Source organism: Bradyrhizobium sp. CIR18 (assembly GCF_014198295.1).
Lineage (GTDB): Bacteria > Pseudomonadota > Alphaproteobacteria > Rhizobiales > Xanthobacteraceae > Bradyrhizobium.
Map to the genome: position 1 here is coordinate 57133 of NZ_JACIHF010000009.1, position 20360 is coordinate 77492.

The 20360-nt window shown below is 64.6% G+C and carries 20 protein-coding genes, 1 tRNA gene and 1 pseudogene; 8 read left to right on the forward strand and 14 right to left on the reverse strand.

Annotated elements, in window-relative coordinates; genetic code table 11:
- Window positions 1–178 precede the first annotated feature (178 nt).
- Window positions 179–1243 carry a ketopantoate reductase family protein gene (locus tag GGD65_RS25505; RefSeq protein WP_183236972.1) on the forward strand — a complete coding sequence of 355 codons (1065 nt, stop codon included), beginning with the start codon at window positions 179–181 and terminating at the stop codon, window positions 1241–1243.
- Between the two features lie 27 nt (window positions 1244–1270).
- On the opposite strand, the gene GGD65_RS25510 is transcribed toward GGD65_RS25505, so the two are convergent.
- Complete coding sequence (locus GGD65_RS25510) at window positions 1271–1855, reverse strand: LysE family translocator (protein WP_183236973.1); 585 nt, start codon at window positions 1853–1855, stop codon at window positions 1271–1273.
- A gap of 258 nt (window positions 1856–2113) precedes the next feature.
- Here GGD65_RS25510 and GGD65_RS25515 point away from each other — a divergent pair, with 258 nt between their 5' ends.
- Window positions 2114–2932: a YkgJ family cysteine cluster protein gene (locus GGD65_RS25515; protein ID WP_183236974.1), complete on the forward strand. Its 819-nt coding sequence runs from the start codon at window positions 2114–2116 to the stop codon at window positions 2930–2932.
- Between the two features lie 103 nt (window positions 2933–3035).
- Complete coding sequence (locus tag GGD65_RS25520; RefSeq protein ID WP_183236975.1) at window positions 3036–4550, forward strand: ATP-binding protein; 1515 nt, start codon at window positions 3036–3038, stop codon at window positions 4548–4550.
- Window positions 4551–4554: 4 nt separating this feature from the next.
- On the opposite strand, the gene GGD65_RS25525 is transcribed toward GGD65_RS25520, so the two are convergent.
- The 8 genes from GGD65_RS25525 to GGD65_RS25560 form a co-directional block, all read right to left on the reverse strand.
- Window positions 4555–5295, reverse strand: a complete 741-nt coding sequence (locus GGD65_RS25525) for an ABC transporter ATP-binding protein (RefSeq protein ID WP_038950176.1) — start codon at window positions 5293–5295, stop codon at window positions 4555–4557.
- Window positions 5292–6140: an ABC transporter ATP-binding protein gene (locus GGD65_RS25530; RefSeq protein ID WP_183236976.1), complete on the reverse strand. Its 849-nt coding sequence runs from the start codon at window positions 6138–6140 to the stop codon at window positions 5292–5294. Before GGD65_RS25530 ends, GGD65_RS25525 begins: the two co-directional genes overlap by 4 nt.
- Window positions 6140–7963 carry an ABC transporter permease gene (locus GGD65_RS25535; RefSeq protein WP_092253800.1) on the reverse strand — a complete coding sequence of 608 codons (1824 nt, stop codon included), beginning with the start codon at window positions 7961–7963 and terminating at the stop codon, window positions 6140–6142. The genes GGD65_RS25530 and GGD65_RS25535 overlap by 1 nt, the downstream gene beginning before the upstream one ends.
- Before the next feature lie 55 nt (window positions 7964–8018).
- Complete coding sequence (locus tag GGD65_RS25540; protein ID WP_183236977.1) at window positions 8019–9176, reverse strand: ABC transporter substrate-binding protein; 1158 nt, start codon at window positions 9174–9176, stop codon at window positions 8019–8021.
- 59 nt (window positions 9177–9235) lie between these two features.
- Window positions 9236–9814, reverse strand: a complete 579-nt coding sequence (locus GGD65_RS25545) for an alkylhydroperoxidase domain protein (RefSeq protein WP_179739297.1) — start codon at window positions 9812–9814, stop codon at window positions 9236–9238.
- A 15-nt stretch (window positions 9815–9829) separates the two neighbouring features.
- Window positions 9830–10432, reverse strand: a complete 603-nt coding sequence (locus GGD65_RS25550; RefSeq protein ID WP_018318415.1) for a CMD domain protein — start codon at window positions 10430–10432, stop codon at window positions 9830–9832.
- A 35-nt stretch (window positions 10433–10467) separates the two neighbouring features.
- The gene (locus GGD65_RS25555) at window positions 10468–11502 is read right to left on the reverse strand and encodes a putative FMN-dependent luciferase-like monooxygenase (RefSeq protein ID WP_183236978.1); all 1035 of its coding nucleotides are present in this window, start codon (window positions 11500–11502) and stop codon (window positions 10468–10470) included.
- Between the two features lie 152 nt (window positions 11503–11654).
- Window positions 11655–12449: a MetQ/NlpA family ABC transporter substrate-binding protein gene (locus GGD65_RS25560; RefSeq protein ID WP_183236979.1), complete on the reverse strand. Its 795-nt coding sequence runs from the start codon at window positions 12447–12449 to the stop codon at window positions 11655–11657.
- Between the two features lie 326 nt (window positions 12450–12775).
- On the opposite strand from GGD65_RS25560, the gene GGD65_RS25565 reads away from it, so the two are divergent.
- The gene (locus GGD65_RS25565; protein ID WP_026202016.1) at window positions 12776–14563 is read left to right on the forward strand and encodes a peptide ABC transporter substrate-binding protein; all 1788 of its coding nucleotides are present in this window, start codon (window positions 12776–12778) and stop codon (window positions 14561–14563) included.
- Between the two features lie 1419 nt (window positions 14564–15982).
- Here the strand turns inward: GGD65_RS25565 and GGD65_RS40995 are convergent.
- From GGD65_RS40995 to GGD65_RS25585, 4 genes are all read right to left on the reverse strand, one after another.
- Window positions 15983–16261 carry a DUF2934 domain-containing protein gene (locus GGD65_RS40995; protein ID WP_183236980.1) on the reverse strand — a complete coding sequence of 93 codons (279 nt, stop codon included), beginning with the start codon at window positions 16259–16261 and terminating at the stop codon, window positions 15983–15985.
- Between the two features lie 211 nt (window positions 16262–16472).
- Complete coding sequence (locus GGD65_RS25575; protein ID WP_020508686.1) at window positions 16473–16658, reverse strand: hypothetical protein; 186 nt, start codon at window positions 16656–16658, stop codon at window positions 16473–16475.
- Window positions 16655–16816, reverse strand: a complete 162-nt coding sequence (locus GGD65_RS25580) for a DUF2934 domain-containing protein (RefSeq protein ID WP_018318410.1) — start codon at window positions 16814–16816, stop codon at window positions 16655–16657. Before GGD65_RS25580 ends, GGD65_RS25575 begins: the two co-directional genes overlap by 4 nt.
- 161 nt (window positions 16817–16977) lie before the next feature.
- Window positions 16978–17277, reverse strand: a complete 300-nt coding sequence (locus GGD65_RS25585) for a hypothetical protein (RefSeq protein ID WP_183236981.1) — start codon at window positions 17275–17277, stop codon at window positions 16978–16980.
- Between the two features lie 488 nt (window positions 17278–17765).
- Here GGD65_RS25585 and GGD65_RS25590 point away from each other — a divergent pair.
- Window positions 17766–17834, forward strand: a tRNA-Ser gene (locus GGD65_RS25590).
- Window positions 17835–18096: 262 nt separating this feature from the next.
- Window positions 18097–18528: a hypothetical protein gene (locus GGD65_RS25595; RefSeq protein ID WP_183236982.1), complete on the forward strand. Its 432-nt coding sequence runs from the start codon at window positions 18097–18099 to the stop codon at window positions 18526–18528.
- A 147-nt stretch (window positions 18529–18675) separates the two neighbouring features.
- On the opposite strand, the gene GGD65_RS41000 is transcribed toward GGD65_RS25595, so the two are convergent.
- Window positions 18676–19020: a transposase gene (locus tag GGD65_RS41000; RefSeq protein WP_183236983.1), complete on the reverse strand. Its 345-nt coding sequence runs from the start codon at window positions 19018–19020 to the stop codon at window positions 18676–18678.
- Here GGD65_RS41000 and GGD65_RS25605 point away from each other — a divergent pair.
- Both GGD65_RS25605 and GGD65_RS25610 read left to right on the forward strand, forming a co-directional pair.
- Window positions 18961–19212: an ImmA/IrrE family metallo-endopeptidase gene (locus GGD65_RS25605; protein WP_183236984.1), complete on the forward strand. Its 252-nt coding sequence runs from the start codon at window positions 18961–18963 to the stop codon at window positions 19210–19212. The genes GGD65_RS41000 and GGD65_RS25605 overlap by 60 nt on opposite strands.
- A 334-nt stretch (window positions 19213–19546) precedes the next feature.
- A pseudogene (locus tag GGD65_RS25610) lies at window positions 19547–19893 on the forward strand (IS630 family transposase); the annotation flags it as partial.
- Window positions 19894–20360 lie beyond the last annotated feature (467 nt).

Sequence of the window (20360 nt, forward strand, 5' to 3'; positions counted from 1 at the left end):
CTTGCCGGCAGGCCGAAGTATTGCCGGACTTCGCTCCATCCGGCCGCCGGGATCCTGGCGCGCCTTGTATGCATTATCCCAGTTGCCATCCCCGCGCACTTCGCTTTACATGCCGGCAACTCGCCCGCGGATGACGGCCGGGGCTCAAGAATCACACACATTGTCAAAGGGACGGAATATGGCGCGCAACATATTGATTCTCGGGGCTTCTTACGGCTCGCTGCTGGGCACGAAGCTGCTGATGGCCGGGCACAATGTGACCCTGGTCTGCCGCGCCAAGACCGCGGAGCTGATCAACCGCGAAGGTACCGAGGTGCGCATCAAGCTGCGTGACGAGGCGGTGCACCGGGCGATCTTCTCGCGCAACCTGCCCGGCAAGCTCGACGCCGTGACCCCCGCCAATGTCGACCTCTCCCGCTACGACATGGTCGGCCTTGCGATGCAGGAGCCGCAATACACCAACCACACAGTTCGCGTTCTCATGGTCAAGATCGCCGCGGCGAAGCTGCCGTGCCTGTCGATCATGAACATGCCGCCGCTGCCCTATCTGAAGCGGATCCCGGCGCTCGCCGACATGGATCTGGAAGAGGCCTACACCAATGCCCAGGTGTGGGAGCGGTTCGAGCCGGGGCTGGTGACGCTGTGCTCGCCCGACCCGCAGGCGTTCCGTCCGCCGGAAGAAGCCGCCAACGTGCTGCATGTCGGCCTGCCCACCAACTTCAAGGCGTCGGTGTTCGCCGACGAGAAGCACAACAAGGTGCTGCGCGAGCTGGAGGCCGACATCGATGCGGTGACGCTCGACGGCCACGACGTGCCGGTGAAGCTGAAAGTGTTCGATTCCCTGTTCGTGCCGCTGGCGAAATGGTCGATGCTGCTCACCGGCAATTACCGCTGCATCACGCCGCACGATCCGCAGTCGATCCGCGACGCCGTGCACGGCGACCTCAGTCGCTCGCAGACGATCTACGACCATGTCGACGCCATCGCCCGCAAGCTCGGCGCCGATCCGCAGGACCAGGTGCCGTTCGCGAAATACGCCAAGGCCGCCGAGAGCCTGCTCAAGCCGTCATCGGCGGCGCGCGCGGTCGCGAGCGGCGCGCCCTTCATCGAGCGCGTCGACCTCCTGGTGAAGCTGATCTCGCATCAGCTCGGCGTGCCCAACGCCGAGATCGACCGCACGGTCGAGACCGTCGATCTGAAGCTGAACGAGAAGATCGTGCAGGGCGGATCCGGCGCGCAGTAAGCGCGCCGCATCCACCGACGTCGGCGCTCACACGCTCAGGAATGATTGAAGCCAGATCAGGCCGGTCACCGTGACAAGCGTGATCGCGCCGGTGCGCGTGACCAGGTCGGGATGCCCGAGCCGGCGCGCGCCGCGGCCGAGTGTTGCGCCCAGAGTGATCCACGCGGCGCCAGCCGTTACAATCTGAAGCGCGATCGCGCCCAACCAGGGCAACAGTTCAAGCGGCGCAGCTCCAAGCGGCAACAGCAGGAAGGCGAAGACGAGCGCTTTCGGGTTCAACAGGGTTGTGAGCAGCACCTGGCCGAACGTCACCGGTGCACCGTCGCGCAGCTCGCGCGTGTTGACCCGCCAGAGCATGGCGGCAAGGCACAGGATGTAGATGGTCACTGCGACGCGGAGCAGGACGGCCGCGAGCGGGATATCCATGACGATGGGCCCGAGCGCCAGCCGCAACAGCGCGATCGCCAGCAGATAGCCGGCGAGCTCCGCCACAAGCAGATGAAGCGAGCGCGCGATCCCGATCCCTGCGCCCGACGTCGCGAGCAAGGTGTTGGTCGGCCCGGGCACGGCCAGCAGGAAATAGGTCGCCGTGAAGAAGGTCAGGAAGCTCATGCGCCTAGGCTAGCAGGCCCCTGGCCAGGCTGGTTTGATCTTCATCATCGAATCCGGTCGTCAAAGCCCGGAATCGACCCGAATCCGCCCACCCCCGTGGTCGCCGATTTGCGAAAACGTTGCATCCGTGCGAGGTCTGGCCTTACGTAACGGAGGCCGCCGAGATGCTTCGGCAGAGACTCCAGATGCCAGCTGCGGGCAGGTTCCAAGCCTGCCCGCGATAGCCGGATTGACGGGCGAAAGAACAAGTCATCGAAGATGGATCAGTCGACGTTGCAGGTCGCTCGCGCGGTGGAGGCCGGCGCGACAACCATGAAGAGTGTCATCGACGCGACCGGATTGTCCCGTCTCAAGGTCGAGCGCGCCTTGAACACGCTGGAGAAGCAGAAGCTGCTCGTTCGCGACGGCCAGGGCTTCAAGGCAGCCGGCCAGCCGAAGACGGCGCCGCTCGCCCGGCAATGCGGATCGTGCAACGCCTGCTGCGACATTCTCGAGGTGGCCGCCGTCGACAAGCCTGTGAACCAGCTCTGCAAGCACTGGCAGACGGGCACCGGCTGCACCATCTACGACCGCCGCCCCCAGATGTGCCGCTCCTTCGTCTGCGCCTGGCTGCAAGGGCATCTCGACGATGACTGGTTCCCGGCGAAGTCGGGGATCATCGTCCATTTCAGCCAGGATGCCGTGAACGTCACGGTCGACGACCATTGCCCGGATCGCTGGCGCGAGGAGCCGTATTTCAGCAAGCTCGCCGAATGGTCGCTGAATGGCATCAGGCGGATCGGAAACCGGGGCTATGCGACCCTGATCGTTTCCGGCGCCGACCGCTTCCTGCTGCTCGGACGCACCGTCGTTCCCGAGCCGACCCTGTTCGGCACGGCCTTCGTGCCGCTGACGGCCGACACGTTCCGGTTCTGGCGAGCGACATCGCCGGAACATTTGCAACGGTTGCACGAGCGCATCGCCGAGATCGAGCGGATCAGGCAGGAATTCGGCTCTTGCGTCATCCCGGCGAACGAGGACGACGATCCGCAAGCCCCCTATCGGCCCGCACTTTTACGGCTATCGAATCACGCCTGAACGCCGCCGTGGGCAACGCGGCCTAACCAGCGCCGTGCCGCTCGACGCGCCGCGGCGGGATTGATAATCCCCTGTCCGCGAATGACGGGGACTTGAGTCGGGCATGACGGTTGCAATCGAGATGGGGCAGACCACGGCGGGCGCCGCGGCCGCCATGGACCTCGAGGAACTCTTGGCGACCCGTCTCCTGGTGCAGGGCAATTCGGGCTCCGGCAAGTCGCATCTGCTGCGGCGGCTGCTGGAACAGAGCGCGCCCTGGGTGCAGCAGGCCATCATCGACCCCGAAGGCGATTTCGTCACGCTGGCCGAGCGCTTCGGCCATCTCGTGATCGAGGCCGAGGATCACACCGAGCGCGGCCTTCAGGTCGCCGGCGAGCGCGCGCGGCTGCATCGCGTCTCCACCGTGCTCAATCTCGAAGGCCTCGACGCCGAGAACCAGATGCGCCGTGCGGCCGCGTTTCTCGGCGGGATGTTCGACGTCGACCGCGACCATTGGTATCCGATGCTCGTGGTCGTCGACGAGGCGCAGCTGTTCGCGCCGGCGGTGGCCGGCGAAGTCTCGGACGAGGCGCGAAAACTCTCGCTCGGCGCCATGACCAATCTGATGTGCCGCGGCCGCAAGCGCGGGCTGGCCGGCATCATCGCGACCCAGCGGCTGGCGAAGCTCGCCAAGAACGTCGCGGCGGAAGCCTCCAATTTTCTGATGGGCCGCACCTTCCTCGACATCGACATGGCGCGCGCCGCCGATCTGCTCGGCATGGAGCGGCGGCAAGCCGAATCCTTCCGCGATCTCGAGCGTGGGCAGTTCATGGCGCTGGGACCTGCGCTGTCGCGCCGCCCGCTGCGTTTGCATATCGGCCCGACCGACACGAGCCCACGCAATTCCACGCCGCGGCTGATGCCGCTGCCGGAATCCTCGCTTGAAGATATGCGCGCCGTGATCCTGGCCGCGCCGCCGCCCGATGCCAGCCGGCCACAGCGCCGGCCCGCGCCGGATCTGCTCGAACAGCTCCGCGCCGCGAAGGCCGCCGCCACGCCGGAGATCCGGCCCGAAATGGTCGAGGTGCCCGTCAGCGCCGAGGAGCTCGCGGAGCGGCGCGAGCGCGTGGCTCGTACGCTGCGCGCCGTGCTGGCGGAGCCCGACGCGGGCTTCCGCGCCATCGGCGTGCTCTATCAGGAGTTCGTGGTCCGCTGCCGCATCGAGGGCTTAGGGGCGGCCGTGCCCGACCTGAACGAATTCCGCCGCATGCTGACCCATGCGCGCGCCGGCCTCGGCACCGATCTCACTGATGACGACGCCTGGCAGGACGTGTCGCTGCGCGCCTCGATCCTGCCCGACGACATGCAGGGCGTGTTCATGATGATCGCGCGCGCCGCGAAGGAAGGCTGGCCGTGTCCCGGCGACGCCGCGATCGCGCGCGCCTATGGCTCGCATTCGCTGCGCCGGGCGCAGCGCCTGCTCGGCTACATGGAGGAGCAGGGCCTGATCGTGGTCCAGCTCGACGGCGGCGGACGCCGGATCGTGACGCTGGTCGAGCTGGCCTGGGCCACTGCGCCGGGCGATCCCAATGGCGATGATCTGCCGGCGGAGCAGCTCGCGAGCGCGGCTTCGGCTTGAAGCGCTACGCCGCCTCGGAGCCGCCGAGATAGGCATCGCGGATTCGAGGATCGTCCTTCAGCGCCCGCGCCGGGCCTGACAGCACGATCTTGCCGGTCTGGAGCACATAGGCTTCGTGTGCGATCTCCAGCGCGAGGCTGGCGTTCTGCTCGACCATGAACACCGAGACGCCTTCCTGATTGATGGTGCGGATCAGCTCCAGCACGCGGTCGACATAGAGCGGCGACAGGCCCATGGTCGGTTCATCCATCACGATCATCCTGGGACGGCTCATCAGCGCGCGCGCCATCGCGACCATCTGCTGCTCGCCGCCGGAGAGCGAGCCCGCGCGCTGCGACAGCCGCTGACCGAGCTTCGGGAATAGGGTGAGCATCCTGTCGAGATCCTGCGCCACCGCGTCGCGGTCGTTGCGCACGAAGGCGCCCATCAGGATGTTCTCGCGCACGCTCATGTCCGCGAACAGCCGCCGCGCCTCCGGCACCGAAGCGATGCCGCGACGGACGATCTGCGGCGTGGTCAGCCCGATCAACGATGCGCCGTCGAACGTGACATCGCCCGAGCGCGGCTTCACAAGGCCCAAGATGATCTTCATCGTCGTCGACTTGCCGCTGGCGTTGCCGCCGAGCAGGCAGACGATGTGGCCGCGCGCGACCGTGATCGACAAATCGAAATGCACTTGGGCCTGCCCGTAGAACGTATTGACGTTCGACAATGCCAGCAGAGGTTCGGGGGCGCTCGTCGTCATGCTGCGCTCTCCTGCTCCGACGTCCCTGATAGCCCGTGGCCGAGATAGGCTTCGATCACCTTGGGATCGCTCCGCACCGCTTCGCCCGGCCCTTCCGCGATCTTCTTGCCCTCGTCCATGACGATGACGCGGTCGGACAGGCGCATCACCATCTCCAGCTTGTGCTCGATCAGGAGGATGGTCAGCCCCTCCGCCTTGAGCTCGGCGACCAGCGCCTGCATCTCCGCGGTCTCGGTCGGGTTCATGCCGGCCGTGGGCTCGTCGAGCAGCAACAGGCGCGGCTTCAGCGCCAGCGCGCGTGCGATCTCGACACGGCGGCGGTTGGCGTAAGACAGACTGTAGGCCGGCTGGTCGATCCGCGGCAGCAGCCGTTCGCCGAAGCGGGCGAGAATGGCTTTCACCTCCTCGCGCAGCCGCTCTTCCTCAGCCCTGACGCTGGTGGGACGCAGCAGCGCCAACCCCAATTCCAGCAGCGGGCCGATCACCGGCACCGCCGGCTTCACCGCACGCAGCCGCGTGTGGGCGCCGATCAGGACGTTGTCCATCACGCTGAGATTGCCGAAGACGCGGCCGAGCTGGAACGTGCGCGCGATGCCCTCACCTGCCAGCCGCTCCGGCGACAGGCCGGTGATGTCCTGTCCTTCGAAGTGCACGTTGCCGGCGTCGGGCCGGTCGAGCCCGGTCACGAGGTTGAACAGCGTCGTCTTGCCGGCGCCGTTCGGGCCGATGATGCTGATGAGCTCTCCCCTGGCGAGATCGAGGTCGATGGCGTCGACCGCGGTGAGGCCACCGAAGCGCCGCGTCAGCCCACGCAAGGACAGCATGGTCGTGTGCTGCTCCGCCATCACATCGTCCCCAGCAGGCCCTGCGGCCTGAACCGCACCAGCAGCAACAGCACGATGCCGTAGATCAGGATGCGATACTCCGCCGCGATCCGAAAGACCTCGGGCAGGCCGACCAGCGCCACCGATCCCAGAATCGCGCCGACGACATTGCCGAGACCGCCGAGGATGACCACGGTCAGCGCCAGGATCGATTGCTGCGTGTTGAAGGTCTCATGGTTGATGTAGGAATACAGATGCGCGGCGATGCCGCCGCTGACGCCGGCGGCGAACCCGCCGAAGATGAAGGCCAGCGACTTGTAGCGGTTCAGGCTGAGGCCATAGGCGCGCGCGGCGATGTCGTCGTCGCGGATGGCGCGAAAGCTGCGGCCGAGGTGCGATGTCAGTAGCCGCCCCTGCAGCAGCGCCAGCACGACCATCACCGCGAAGCTGAACCAGTAGATCGAGGTCGGGCTGATCAGATCGTAGCCGAACAGCGACAGCGGCGGGATGCCGGAGATGCCGATCGGGCCGCGCGTGACGCTCTCCCAGTTCAGGATCACCAGGGACACGATCTCGCCGATGGCGAGTGTCGCGATCGACACGTAATGCCCGCGCAGGCGAAACGACGGCGAGATCAGCGCGGTGCCGAGCGCGGCGCACATCAGGCCACCGCCGATGATCGAAAGGCCCACCGGTACGGAGAGGGTCATTGACAGTAGCGCCGAGGTGTAGGCGCCGATCGCGAGCAGCGCGGCGTGACCGAGCGAGACCTGGCCGATCGTGCCCGCAACCAGCGTTAGACTGAGCGCGAGCATGCCAAGCAGCCAGGCGTTGATCAGGGTCTGGAGCACGTAGAACGACACCGGGAAAAACGGCAGAACCGCGAAGATCGCGGCCGCAGCGAGCAGCGCCCAGCGCGGAATGCGCACCGGGCGGCTCGGCGCGATGAAGGTGCCGGTGAGCGGCTCGGGCGGCGCCTGCCGCGCGCTCGCGAACAGGCCGTTCGGCCGCAGCACGAGCACGACGACGAGCAGCAGGAACGCGAACAGATTGCGGTAGCTGGTGCCGAATACCGCAACGCCGTAGCTCTCGACGAGACCAAGCAGCAGGCTGCCGATCACCGCGCCGGGCACATTGCCGGCGCCGCCGACGACTTCAGCGACGACGCCCTTGAGCGTCGCCTGCAGGCTCATCGCGGTGTCGATCTGGTTGTAGTACATGCCGACCAGCATGCCGGAGACGCCGCCGAGCGCGGCGGCAATGCCGAACACCGCCTGATTGACGCGGTTGACGTCGACGCCCATCTGCATCGCCGCGTCGCGGTCTTGCGACGCCGCGCGCACGGCCCAGCCGAGCTTGGAGTAACGCAGGAACACGAACAGCAACAGCGCACTGGTGAGGCCGACGCCCGCAATGAGCAGATCGAGCGGACCGATGGTGCCGCCGCCGACCTGGAAGCGGACATCAGGCAACTGGCTCGGCAGCGCGCGCGGATTGGGCGAGAAGGTCAGCATGACAAGCTGATCGAGCACGAAGCTGATGCCGATCGTAGCGAGCAGCGGTGCGATGCGCACCGAATTTTGCAGCGGACGCAGGCCGAACCGCTCGATGATCAATCCGACAAGCGCGGCAGCCACCGCGACCACGATGATGGTGAGCGGCAGCGGCGTATGCAGCTGCACCACGGCGACCCAGCCGATATAGGCACCGACCAGATAGATCGAGCCTTGCGCGAAGTTGATCAGCCGGCTGACGCCGAAGATCAGCGCGAGCCCGACCGCAACGAGGGCGTAGACATTGCCGACGATCAGCCCGTTGATCGTATAGTCGAGCCAGGAAGACAAACGGTGATCCCCGCGTAGAATGAAGTCGGCCGAAGCGGTTGCTCCAGCCTACAGATCAGGTCGGCTTGCCGTCCCACAGCGCGAACTGGCCCTTGCGCACGACCAGTTCGGCATTCATGGCGCCCTTGACGCGGCGGCTCTCGACGTCGAACGTCGCGGAGCCGAAGATGACGCTGGAGACGTCCTTCACTTTTGCGAAGGCATCGCGGACCGCACGGCGGTCGGTGCCGCCGATCTTGACCACGGCGGCCGCCATGTTCATCGCATCATAGGAATAAGCGTTGAAGGCGTCGGGCTCCTGCCCGCCGTATTTCGCCTTGAAGCCCGAGATGAATTTCTTCACCTCCGGCCTGGGATCCTCGGGGAAATAGCGCGTGCCGAGATGGACATCCTCGACCGCCTCGCCGCCGAGCTCCAGGAATTTCGGCGAGTAGACCGAGCTGGCGGCGCAGATCACCTGTTTCAGGCCGACCTGCCGCGCCTGCCGGGCGATCAGCGCACCGTCGGAATAATAGGAGATCAGGATCAGCCCGTCCGGACTGGCGTCGCGCACGCGCACCAGCGTGGAACGGAAGTCGCGCTCCTCCGCGATGTAGCCCTCGGTGACCGCGATTTCGGCGCCGTATTCCTTCGCCGCCTTGACGAAATAGTCGCGGCTGGTGCGGCCCCAATCGGTGTTGAGGTGCAGCACCGCGAGCTTCTTGAGGCCGAGACGCTTCACCGCATAGGCCGCCAGCAGCGGCTGCTCGTCGGCCTGGCTGACCGACGTGCTCCACATGAAGTCGCCGCCCTTGGTGAAATCGGGGTGCGAGTTGGTGAAGCCGAATTGCACGAGGCCGCCGCGCTGATAGATCGGCGAGGCCGCCATCGAGGCCGGGCTGGAGAAGTCGCCGAGCTCCATGACGATTCGGGGATCGGAGACGAACTTCTGGGCGATCGCGACCGACTGGCGCGGATCGCTCTGGCTGTCCTCGAACTGGTAGGCGAGCTTGCGCCCGTTGATGCCGCCGGCCGCCATGATCTCGTCGAGCGCGAGATCAAAGCCCTGCTTCCACTGCGTGCCATATTGCGCGTTCGGTCCCGTCAGCGGACCGCTGACGCCGAGCAGGATCGGCTCGGAGGATTGCGCGAAGGCGCCGCGCGAGACGGCCGCTCCCGCCATCATGGCGGCGAGCGAGCCCTTGACCAGGCTACGACGATCGATGTTGCTCATGCACGGCTCCATCCACTCAATGTTGAAACAAGCAGCAATTCTTGTGCCGGTGAGATTGCCTACTTCGAGGGCTCGCCGAGCGAGAGCATCAGCCGGTTTGCCCAGTTGAAGAACGAGGCGCCGTTGATGACGTCGACGATCTCGGCATCGTCGAGACCGGCACGGCGCAGCTCCGCGATATTGTCGGGCCCGAACGCGATCGGGGTTGCGGCCAATGCGACCGACGCCTTGACCACGGCATTCCAGCGCTCGCCGAGATCGGCCTTGACGCCCTCGTCGAGCAGGCGCTGCACGTCGTCGCGGCGCTTGGAATAGGTGCTGGCGAAACGCGCATGCACGGAGGCGCAATAGATGCAGCCGTTATAGCGTGAGGTCGCCGCAGCCGCGAGCTCGCGCTCGGCGCGCGGCAGGCCGTCGGCGACGTTGTAGAAGATGTCCTTGTCGGTCTTGGTACGGGCTTCCAGCACTTCGGGATCGCGCACCAGCAGGCGGAAATATTCCGACTTGGCGCGGGAGCGATCGACGAGGCCATTAAAGTGTCGTTCGGTCAGCTCGGCCTCGGGCAGTGGTTCGATCCAGGACACCCAACCGAGCTCATCCTGGGTGAAGACAACGGGCGGATTGACGGTGGCGCTCATGATTGCGGCCTCCTCTTATGCGTTCACGGCGGCGAGCGTGCGCAAGCCGCTGACGACCCGCACCTGGAACGACAGGAACGCGACGAGCTGGGAGAAGGTGACGATCCCGGTGGTCGACCAGCCCGCGTCAAGCAGCGCCTTCATGTCGCTAGCCGCCGCATCGCGGGGCCGGAACACCAGGAGGTGTGCATGCTCGAGCGCTGCTGCGAGCTTCGCACCAAGCGCCGGCTTGCTCGCGGCACTGACGCGATAGATCAGGCCGGCGGTGTTCTCGATCGACAGTGGGCCGGCGGGATACGAGCCATAGGGACCCGAGGTCCTGCCCCGCGCGATCTCGGCGTCGATCGCCTCCAGCAGGGGCGCACCGTTCGCGTTTGCGGCAAGCTTGTCGCGATAGAAGGTGGCAACGGGGGACTCGCCATGGAGCCCGGTCACGAAGGCGGCGACCGCCGCGCGTTCGGCCAGCGAGACATCGCCGGCGTCGATCGGCTCGAACAGCGAGAGATAGCTCTTCTGCGCGTTCTCGCGCGCCTGCAGGCGCCGTGCGCGGATGGCGTCCAGAGCCGAGCCCGGCTCGATCCCGGCGAGTGTGTCGATGATATCCTGCGTACTCATCATTCGCCCTCGTGCAACGCGATGCTCTTCATGTCCGATCAGCCCGCCAGCGCCACGTCGGGCGCCGTCCGGGTCCAGCCGAGCGCCGGCGCGACCTTCTCCGCGACCAGATCGATCGAGCGCAGGACATGGGGATGCGGGGCATCGACCGAATGCACCTGGAACACGAGATCCGTCACCCGCTCCAGCGTGGCATCGGTGCGCAGCGAGGCGATGACCTCGTCGGCGCCGCCGACATGGGTGTCGAACGCCGTGATCATCTCCTCCAGCGTCTCGCCCGGCTTGGCGTGACCGCCCTTCATGAACTGCGGCAGCGCGCGGCGCAGACCGATGTCGGCAAGCCGCAACGCCTCGCGATGATCGTCAGCGACGAACACGCTGCGCGAGGCCATGATGCGGGGTTCTGCCCCCTTGGGCAGCGCTTCCAGATAAGCATCGATCACCGGATTCTGGATCTCGGCGAGCGTCGCCTGCGGCGCCTCCTTGGTTCGCGGCTGGGTGCGCGAGAGCAACAGGCCATCGCCCGCCTTGCCGGCACGCGCGCCACCGGCCACCGAGAACGTGGCCTGCCAGATCCGCTTGTCCAGCTGCGGCCGTTGCGGATAGATCGTGTCGCCGCCCTCGAGCGGCTTGCCGACCAGGGCGGTGCGGACCACCGCCAGATTGCGCGCGAAAATCTCGTTGCGCTGGGCGCTGTCGAGGCCGAAGGCGGCAAAGGCCGACGGATTGCCGCCGGTGCCGACGCCGAGCTCGAAGCGGCCGTCGCAGATCAGATCGAGCACGGCTGCGTCCTCTGCCACCCGCACCGCATTCTCCAGCGGCAGCGTGACGATGCCGGTACCGAGGCGGATGCGCGAGGTCTGGGCTGCGACGTAGCCGAGAAACGTAAAGGGCGACGGCAGGCCGCCTTCACGCTCGTGGAAGTGATGCTGGGCGATCCACGCGGAATCGAGGCCCGCCTTTTCGGCGCGCACGATCTGCTCGGCCGCGAAGCGATAGCGGTCGGCGGGCGAGGCCTCGTCCAGAAGCCGCGTGAAGAACCCCAGGCGTTTCAGATTTGCAAAGCGTTTCATGCGACCCCTGTCGGGCGAGGATGGCCAGGCTGCCGATGATGTCGGTTACTGCGGCTTCCGACAAGCAGGCATTGCGCAGGGCTCATACCCACAATGGTCCGCCGGGATCGCCCCTGCGCAAGGCTTTACTGAACTTTGGCTGGGCAGATTGCCTACCAGCTCGGCAGCACCGCGCCCTTGAACTTGGTCAGGACGAATTCCTTGACCTCCGGCGTGTGATAGCTGTCGACGAGGATCTTGACCCAGGGCTTGTCCTTGTCGGCCGTGCGCACGGCGATCAGGTTGACATAGGGGCCCTTCGGATCCTCGCGCAGGATCGGATCCTTGACCGGATCGAGGCCCGCCTGGGTTGCATAATTGGTGTTGATCGCGGCGGCGTCGACGTCGTCGAGCGCGCGCGGCGCCTGCGCCGCGTCGACCTCGATGAATTTCAGCTTCTTCGGGTTCTCGGTGATGTCGAGCACGGTCGGCTTGAAGCCGGTGCCGTCCTTCAGCTTGATCAGGCCCTTGTCGCGCAGCAGCAGCAGCACGCGGCCGCCATTGGTCGGATCGTTCGGGATCGAGACCTTGCCGCCCTCGGGGATGTCGGCGATGGCCTTGTGCTTCTTCGAATAGACGCCGATCGGGAAATTCACGGTCAGGCCCACGGCCTCGATCTTGTAGCCGCGGTCGGCTTTCTGGTTGTCAAGATAAGGCTGGTTCTGGAACGAATTGGCCTGGATCTCGCCGGCATCGAGCGCGGCGTTCGGCACGACATAGTCGGAGAATTCGAGCAGCTGGATGTCGAGGCCCTGCTTGGCGGCGATCGGCTTCACGGCCGCGAGGATCTGCGCATGCGGGCCCGGTGTCACGCCGATCTTGATGGTCTCGGCGGTGGCTGCTGCCGACCAGGCGGCGAGCGCGGTTGCGAGGATCAGGGGAAGGCGAAACGACATCTTGGTCTCCATGGCCCGGCGAGAATGATTGGAACCGTATTCGCTTCTCCGTCGGATGAAATCAATGAAATGGAAAACCATATTTGCCGCCCGGTGCGGACAACGCTTCTCCGTTCGATCCGATGTGGGGAACGAACGCGCCTGCGCAAGCAGCCCCGGCGTTTCGCCATGACCACCCTCGCCGCTCCCGGGTGGCGGTCCGGGCCGTGGCCCGCAAGGGCGCTCCCCATCGTCATTTCGTCGCATGGCCCGGCAGTCACGCCGGCATTGCCGCCCCGTGCATGATGCAACATGATGGCCGCCGGCGACGATTTGTCTTCGAGGTGGAGGGTCATCTGATGAACGAGAACGAAATCCGGGGTCTGGTCGCGGAGGTGAAGCAAGGCACGCTGTCGCGGCGCTCGTTCATCCAGAAGGTGGCCGCGGTCGGAATCGCAGCGCCGATCGCGAGCCAGATCCTGCTCTGGCACGACGTGGCGATGGCGGATGCCACCTTGCCGTACAAGCCGACCAAGGCCGGCGGCGGCGGCTCGCTCAAGCTGCTGTTCTGGCAGGCGCCGACCCTGCTCAATCCGCATTTCGCGATCGGCACCAAGGACCAGATGGCCTCGCGCGTGTTCTTCGAGCCGCTCGCCGGCTGGGACAAGGAGGGCAACCTGATCCCGTGCCTCGCCGCCGAGGTCCCGACCAAGCAGAACGGCAGCCTTGCGGCCGACGGCATGAGCGTGGTCTGGAAGTTGAAGAAGGGCGTCAAATGGCATGACGGCCAGCCCTTCACCGCCGACGACGTCATCTTCACCTGGCAATACGCCGCCGATCTCGCAACTGCGGCCTATACCACGGGATCCTACAAGGACATCAAGGTCGAGAAGATCGACGACCACACCGTCAAGGTGATCTTCAAGGCGCCGACGCCGTTCTGGGCCGATCCGTTCGTCGGCTCGGTCGGCCCGATCCTGCCAAAGCATCATTTCGGCGACTATGCCGGCGCCAAGTCGCGCGAGGCACCGGCCAATCTGAAGCCGGTCGGCACCGGCCCGTACAAATTCGTCGAGTTCAAGCCGGGCGATCTGATCCGCGCCGAACGCAATCCCGACTATCACATCAAGAACCAGCCGCATTTCGACACGCTCGAGATCAAGGGCGGCGGCGATGCGGTGTCCGCGGCGCGCACCGTGCTGCAGACCGGCGAGTACGACTTCGCCTGGAACATGCAGGTGGAGGAGGAGGTGCTCAAGCGCATGGAGGCGGGCGGCAAAGGCAAGCTCGACATCACGCCGTCCGGCAATGTCGAGTTCATCATCCTCAACACGACGGACCCGTGGACCGAGATCGACGGCGAGCGCTCCAGCGTCAAGTCCAAGCACCCGACGCTGTCCGATCCCGCGGTGCGCCGGGCGATCAACCTCCTGATCGATCGCGACTCGATCCAGAAGTTCATCTACGGCCGCGGCGGCATCGCCACCGCGAGCTTCGTCAACGCGCCCAAGCAGTTCAAGTCGCCCAAGCTGAAATACGAGTTCGACATCGACAAGGCGAACAAGATCCTCGACGAGGCCGGCTGGAAGAAGGGCGCGGACGGCATCCGCGAGAAGGACGGCAAGAAGCTCAAATACGTCTTCCAGACCTCGATCAACGCGCCGCGCCAGAAGACGCAGGCCATCATCAAGCAGGCCTGCCAGAAGGCCGGCATCGACATCGAGCTCAAGTCGGTCACCGCGTCGGTGTTCTTCTCCTCCGACGTCGGCAATCCCGACACCTACTCGAAATTCTATGCCGACATGGAGATGTACAACACCACGCAGCCGCAGCCCGATCCGGAGCGCCTCTTGAACCAATGCGTGTCCTGGGAGATCGCCACCAAGGACAACAAATGGCTCGGCCGCAACAACTCGCGCTATTCCGATCCCGAAGCCGACAAGGCCTACAAGGCCGCGCAGAACGAGCTCGACCCGGTCAAGCGCGCCGCGCTGCTGATGAAGGTCGATGAGATCTTCTGCGAAGCCCACGTGTTCCTGCCGCTGCTCTCACGCCCCATCGTCAACGCCGGCGCCAACAACCTCATGATCGACATCTCCGGCTGGGACACCATCACGTGGAATCTGGCGGCGTGGTATCGGGTTTGAAGGACACGGCGCGAAGGTCCAATGCACATCCCAACGTGCAGTGCCGTAGGGTGGGCAAAGGCGCATCGCGCCGTGCCCACGATGTCCCTCCATGAGCAACAAGGCGTGGGCACGCTGCGCTTTGCCCACCCTACGAGATCGAGCGTGTGGCACGCAGCTCAGCTCACAGACACGCCTTCGCGCTCTCGCGGCTCAATCCACCCGAGCTTTGCTTCGTCGCTCCACCCTCTAGAAGCCAAGAGGGCGCAGGGAAGGCCGGGTGCCAGCAGGCACCCGCGGTCTGCTGCGCGAATAATGCGCAAAGGAGACCGCACAGCAGCATACAGGTGTCGCCGATCACTCGGCCTTCCCTGCGCGATGGTCGGACGGCTTATGCCGTGATCTCCCGGGAGCCGACCATTCGTTCTGGCCTCCCTCGCCCCGCGAATTGACGATGCCGTCTGCCCGGTTGGGCTCGCGCGCATCTTCGCGAAAGGCTTGACCGTAGCAACGACGGCCAGGACCACACGGTTTTGCCGTACGCACGGCCCGCTTGTTCGCCGCAGGGTTCGACGACGTTGTGCACGTTGCCGTCGACCTGCAGACGAGACGAACCTAACAGCGCCGCTCGTCGCACGCGGTTACGGGCTCACAGGGACTACCCGCCCTGCCCGCGCCTCTCGTGCCGACGCTGCCGCGTCCACCGCAAGCCCGGCTCGCGACAGTGACGACACATAGTCGCCCCTCTTGGATGAGCCGGGATGGGCGAGACATACGCCGAAACCGAATTTCGGTAAAGTGGAATATTTTTATGGGGAGGGGTTGACGGGGGGCGACACAGGGGTAGGGTTCTGCCCGACGCCATCCTACGCACTGCCTCCACTCAGGCTTCGTCAGACACTTAGACGTTTGCGAAGAAACGCCTGCACATTGATCTGACCGTCAGTAAGAACCCGCTTCTCAGGTATTATTCGGCAATTGGTGGAATCAGCGCGAAGGCATTCTCTATACAGCGGCGCAGTCTAGCGAAGCGAAACCCATCTGGGTGTATCCAATGCGAGGGCAAGACGGGTTTCGCAAGTACTACCTGCCCGCTCTCGCGACATTATCCCAGCCGTCCCCATCCTCTTTTCCACTGTGTGCTTCAAGTCACAGCAGAATCACGCCCCCTCGCCTACAAACACCCCGCATGGCCGCAAACAAGGTAACGGCGGTACGCGTGAGGCTGCGGAGGCGATCGACAGCTAGGGACTTTTGAGGCCGCCAGGGTGAAGAGCCCGGCGGCTTTTTTCTTTGTTGCCGTGCAGCACTGAGAACGTGGATGCCCGGACCTTCGCCGCGCCGAAGGGGCTTCGGCGCCGCAGGCGGGACGAGCCCGGGCGTGACAGCCTTGCAAAGATCCGAATGCTATGCTCCTCGGTCGGGGCCAGCATCTATCGCCTATGAACCACCCGCCCCCTTCCGATCCTCGCGCTCATCCTCCACCTGCCGTTCCGCTTCGAGCCAGAACTCCAGGTCACGATTGCTCGGCCGGCCCGCCTGCTCCCAGAGCTCGTAGGCGCGTGCGCGCACCTGGCCGCGCCGCATCATGCGGCGGAGCTTTCGCCTCAGCTCTTCGGCAAAACTCCGGAAACGCTGGCCGGTGGTTTCGTCCCTGACGAGCGCGGCCGCTCGCGTGGCGAGTTCGATCTGGTGCTCTATCTTTTTCTGCTCGTCCACCGCCGACACTGCCGTGGGAAAGGAATGTTGTCAGAGCCCGTACTGGTCGGAGATTGAATTCCTTTCGGGGATGGTCTGTTCCCTCGGCGACGGCGCGGCGGATGGGAGAGCGGAGCGTAACCCATGGGGGCTAGGCAAGAAGAAGTACGATGGGTTTCGCTTCCGCTCTACCCATCCTACCCGGCACCATTGCGAGCCGAGCGGGCCGCCGCTAGTGCCACGTCGTGTCGGCTTCGACGATCACCACTCTGATTTCCGGATCCTCAGTCGTGTTGCAGGTGCAGGGCATGCCCTCACCGCAGCGGCAGCCGCCGAGCTTCTCGCTCCAGGGCCGGAGCGGATGGTTTTCGCAGACCCATCCCAGACCCTGGCAGAATGGGCAGGTCTTGTCGGTCACAGCGTATCCGGCGTTCGCAGCGTGTTCGACTTTTCCTCGTTGCGCAGCTCCTGCTCGGCCGCATTCCAAAATTCTTCTTCACGGCCTTCGGGCTTGCCGGCCTGCTCCCACAAGCGGTGCGCGCGTTCTCTGATCTCTTGCTCGGTCGGATCGGACAATTCTCGTCTCCTCTGGTGAAGCACGGCCCACCCTGGGGGGTATGGGGGGCTTGGAGGCGGGCCGTGCAGGCCAGCGATCGGCGGCGAGGCTGGCCCGCGGATTCAAGCTTCGATCGTGCGCGGGAGTTCCTAGTTGCGCGCGCCGGGCGATAGCGCGCTCATCAATTACTTGAGACAGGAAAGAACAGGGCGTCCAGCCAGAACAGGAGGGCGCCGATGCCTAGCACCGCGGCGAATGCAAGCATGAGGCGCATGAGCTGACCATTGGCCGCGTGGAATTCCCGCGAGAGCTCGCTCGCCAACGGACGCCTGAGCGTCAGCAGGCCGCGCCACTCGGGCAACGTCCCGGCTCTCAAGAAGGCCAGTCGTATCGCCATCGCCAAGATTACGACCGCACATCCCCAGGCCGCAAAGGTCAGGACACGCAGCAGGTCGTGCAACGCCTCTTGGAGGATGGACATGCGAAGCTCGGGGATTTTGGTAGCGGGAGAGGGCTACCGCCTTTCCACACACCACCCAACTCTACGATATTCGATCCAATTTTACGCATAGGCAGTTCGTGAGCCCTGGGGCGAAGCTCTACGCTCATACAGAGAATGTTGAAAGACCTCGAGCTACCAGTCGGACGAAAGCGACTTCTGTCGCGGAAGATCGAAAGCGAGCGCAATTCGATGCCGCTATCACAGGTTGGGCGGGCCGGTTCCCTGGTCGGAACCTGCCTAGACGGATGCAGGTTCAAATCGCGGACACGCAACACCCGACTATTGCGATTGGTTCAACAGGAAATCCCCTGGCTTGCATGAAGGTCGGAACCTGCGATCCCTTCGTCCCGGATGTACGTAGCAATCGCAAGGACCAACAAAATCATGGAGTTTGCGCTTGTTTGACCTTCCTTTGGCGGAGATTGTTTACGGGATTTCAGTGGTCAACAGGATAGTTGGCGGAGACGGGGCGTCTTGGCCGACTAGCGGATTTCTACTCCGCGGGTTGCAGGTTCGAGCCCTGCCGGGATTCGCCAATAATTTATCCATCAAATCAATGTCTTGGCTACGTTGTGGCTTCGCTCTGCGAGCGCAAACCGTGTTGCGCGGCGCTCCAAATCGGTCGCGGCAAATTCAAGGTGTTACACGGCACTTCGAACTACTCCACGCAACACGGCACCCCGCGCTTTCGCGGTCTGTTCTTCGGAATGGCCAGCGATTCCAATTTGGCCGAGCGCGACGACGAACTTTCTATTGATCTCGCGCTACGGTTGCTGTTGGGTTCCGGGGGGCTACTTCATGCGTATTTTTACTGCTGCGGGGGCGCTGTGCGCCGTGCTGGGCGGGTGTGCCACTCAGCCTAAGATGCTTTGGCTTCGAGCGGATGGCCAAAAGGCAGTGGACAATCCAGCACTTCGGACGCAATTCGAGCTGGATGGCACCGCCTGCCTAGGTGAGCGCAACAAAGCCAATCTGTCGGGTGTCACAGTCTCTGGCGGTGGTCTAGCCGGCGTCGCAGCGTCTATCGAACGGTCCAACGCGGCTGACACGGTTCAACGTGGCTGCATGGCCGAAAAGGGCTACCTGCTCGTCCCTGAGGATCAGGCTGAGGCTAAACAGGCGGAGCTTGCCGCTATTGCCCAGCAGAAAAAGCAGCAGGAGTCCGCAGCAGCCGCAAAGCCATTCACCGCTCAGCCGACCCGCAAGCCCAAGGGCGCGGCCGGCACGTAGCGAATCCTCGCAAACAGCCACCCGCACGCTCGACGCGATGGGGATCACCGTGGGCGTCCATCTGCCAGCGCCGCCACGGCGGCCTTCAGCGTCGCCGTGTCGACCGTGCCCGTGATCCGCATCCGAGCCCCGGCCGCAAACTCGATCTCAATCGCCCCGCCGCTGGTGGCCGGCGTGACTGGACCAAGCGTCGGCCTGATTCCGCGACCACCACTGCAGGTACAAAGCCAGGCTGGGCGGCATCCCTCGGCTCAGGCCGAAACGACGAAACGACCGTCGCCATCGCAGCAGCAACGAGCGCGAAACGCCATACCGCCGCGCTGTTGCCGCGACTTGGCGCGGCGCCTGCAAGCTCTCCAGGACGATCTTGAGCCTCTCATCCTCGGACCAGCGCCGTCGCCGGCCCGTGTCCACGACCTCAAGCCGTTCGACTTGGGCACTGCGCCTATCGCTGACGCTTACGGACGCACCTACGACAAGGCAGAAGAACACGACGCATACTATCTTGCCTCGGCAACGCTCCTACCGAAAGAAGCCATCGTTACTGCCGTCAGTAAGAAGCGCTCTTCGGAGCAGATCGCTGAGATATTCGGGACCTCGTCTGAATTGGTCGACTACAGAATCAAGCGGCTCGGCCTCTGGCGAGAACACGTGGGCAAGCAGATCAGGCTGTCGTCAGACTGAAAGTACTCATTTAATGCGCCGATTGGATGTTACGGGCTAAGCGGAACTTTTTTGGCGGATCGAGCAATTTCGATTATTCCGCATCCTCGCCAACCTTGGAGAGAGACGCGGATCTTCGCATAAACCGAACTCCTTCACTCGCAAAGAGTGAGACTGCTGCCCTCAAGACCAGTTAGGTTCGAACGATCCAGTACGCCCCCCCGATTGGCCGCCGTCATCAAACGGCATTCCTCCCGAATGCTCGCTTCATTGCCGTCCCAGAGCGCAACGGGTTAGCGAAGCGCGAGAACGCCAAGATAGTCATTGCTCGTCCTCGACCGCTTCTCCCGTCGGGTCCCCGCCCCAGCATGCCATCGTCCTGTGTGTGGACGAGAAGTCCCAAATCCAGGCGCTCGACAGCAGCCAGCCCATGTTGCCCATGCGTCCCGGTCAGCCCGCACGACGCAGCCACGACTACACGCGCCACGGCACGACCTCACTCTTCGCGGCGCTCGACATTGCGACGGGCAAGGTCATCGGCAAATGCTATTCCCGTCACCGTGCCGCAGAGTTCCGCTAGTTTCTAGACGAGATCGAGGCCGCCGTCTCCCGCGGTCTCCATGTCCATCTCGTCATGGACAACTACGCCACGCACAAGGCCCACTGATCCGCTACTGGCTCGCCAAACGGCCGCGCTGGCATGAACTCGTCGCAGAATTCCTTGAATAGCTCGGGATCCATGAGATGCGTCCGCAGCCCGCCGAGCACCGACGCTTCCAACGCATCGCGCCGGATGTTCAGGCGGTTGTCGCAGGTGCCTTTGTTTCGCGACGTCGCGCAGCCAAGCAGATCCTTCGAGATCATTGTGTAGCCGATGTCCTCGCCCGTATTGCCGATCTTCCTACATCACGGCTGTACGAACTGCTGCCCTGGGAATGGAAGCTTCTGCGCCAAACCGGCAACTCCGGCGATCAGCAAGCCGCCTGATCCTCACCCAACGCCATCATATAGCTCGCGCGCACGCGTCAATCCGGCGGCCTTCGTCGTAGGCGTACAGTGGTCCACCCATTGCGCAAGTAGCAGAGACGCCGCCTGCAGCGCAGATCGCCAAACTCATTCGACACCAATGGCGCAAGGCCGGAGTGCAGTCGACGGAAGCGCCAGTAGAT

Excerpts from the sequence above, each read along its gene's own strand:
- GGD65_RS25505 (WP_183236972.1), top strand. The coding sequence starts at position 179 with ATGGCGCGCAACATATTGATTCTCGGGGCTTCTTACGGCTCGCTGCTG.
- GGD65_RS25510 (WP_183236973.1), bottom strand. The coding sequence starts at position 1,855 with ATGAGCTTCCTGACCTTCTTCACGGCGACCTATTTCCTGCTGGCCGTG.
- GGD65_RS25515 (WP_183236974.1), top strand. The coding sequence starts at position 2,114 with ATGGATCAGTCGACGTTGCAGGTCGCTCGCGCGGTGGAGGCCGGCGCG.
- GGD65_RS25520 (WP_183236975.1), top strand. The coding sequence starts at position 3,036 with ATGACGGTTGCAATCGAGATGGGGCAGACCACGGCGGGCGCCGCGGCC.
- GGD65_RS25525 (WP_038950176.1), bottom strand. The coding sequence starts at position 5,295 with ATGACGACGAGCGCCCCCGAACCTCTGCTGGCATTGTCGAACGTCAAT.
- GGD65_RS25530 (WP_183236976.1), bottom strand. The coding sequence starts at position 6,140 with ATGGCGGAGCAGCACACGACCATGCTGTCCTTGCGTGGGCTGACGCGG.
- GGD65_RS25540 (WP_183236977.1), bottom strand. The coding sequence starts at position 9,176 with ATGAGCAACATCGATCGTCGTAGCCTGGTCAAGGGCTCGCTCGCCGCC.
- GGD65_RS25545 (WP_179739297.1), bottom strand. The coding sequence starts at position 9,814 with ATGAGCGCCACCGTCAATCCGCCCGTTGTCTTCACCCAGGATGAGCTC.
- GGD65_RS25550 (WP_018318415.1), bottom strand. The coding sequence starts at position 10,432 with ATGATGAGTACGCAGGATATCATCGACACACTCGCCGGGATCGAGCCG.
- GGD65_RS25555 (WP_183236978.1), bottom strand. The coding sequence starts at position 11,502 with ATGAAACGCTTTGCAAATCTGAAACGCCTGGGGTTCTTCACGCGGCTT.
- GGD65_RS25560 (WP_183236979.1), bottom strand. The coding sequence starts at position 12,449 with ATGGAGACCAAGATGTCGTTTCGCCTTCCCCTGATCCTCGCAACCGCG.
- GGD65_RS25565 (WP_026202016.1), top strand. The coding sequence starts at position 12,776 with ATGAACGAGAACGAAATCCGGGGTCTGGTCGCGGAGGTGAAGCAAGGC.
- GGD65_RS25585 (WP_183236981.1), bottom strand. The coding sequence starts at position 17,277 with ATGTCCATCCTCCAAGAGGCGTTGCACGACCTGCTGCGTGTCCTGACC.
- GGD65_RS25595 (WP_183236982.1), top strand. The coding sequence starts at position 18,097 with ATGCGTATTTTTACTGCTGCGGGGGCGCTGTGCGCCGTGCTGGGCGGG.